The 634-nt window shown below is 25.2% G+C and carries 1 protein-coding gene; it reads right to left on the bottom strand.

Features of this window, described 5'->3' with window-relative positions; genetic code table 11:
* Positions 1–273: 273 nt before the first annotated feature.
* Positions 274–534: a hypothetical protein gene (locus HCG70_RS17275; protein WP_221698084.1), complete on the bottom strand. Its 261-nt coding sequence runs from the start codon at positions 532–534 to the stop codon at positions 274–276.
* Between the last annotated feature and the right edge of the window lie 100 nt (positions 535–634).

Here is a 634-nt window from a genome sequence, read left to right as displayed (position 1 = left end):
TTTCTGATATTTGATTATGTAATTCAACATTAATTTTATTCTGTTCATTTAAACGCTTTTCTAAATCTGTAATTATTTCCTCTAATCCTTTAATAGTTTTTCTTGCCACTATAACCACTCCGTTAACTAATTAATTTATTAACTTAAATATAGCACTTTCTTTATTTTGTTCAATAATTAATTTTGTAACTTAATTGAATTTAAAACTCCCTAGTAAAAATAAAAAAAGTAAAATTTCATGTACATCACATAAAATTTCACTTTTTCATTGTTCTATTTTACTGCTTTTAACTTTGCAATATCAGCCCAGTTACTAGCTGTTATTACTTCGACATTAGTAACATCTTTCTTGATCGCTTCAACATCAATTTTTATCTGTTGAACTGTATCTGTTATTTGGGTTCTAAATTCTAATAAATCAGCAGTTTGCTCAACTACTCCATCAATTTTATTTTCAAGTCTTTCTTGACTCTCTTTTAACCCTTTTATATCTTGTTGCATAGCTTTTAAAATTTCTAATATTTCTTTTTCCATATACTATTTCTCCTTTAAATTTTTTTAAGTTTTAGTTTACTTAATCATTATATCATAAAAGGACACCTTTAAAGATGTCCTTTACGGAGCAAATCTTCTA

Source organism: Clostridium sp. K04, assembly GCF_019734375.1.
Classification (GTDB): Bacteria; Bacillota; Clostridia; order Clostridiales; family Clostridiaceae; genus Clostridium; species Clostridium saudiense.
Note: the sequence above shows the minus strand (reverse complement) of the source record. Positions and strands in the feature narration are given on the sequence as shown.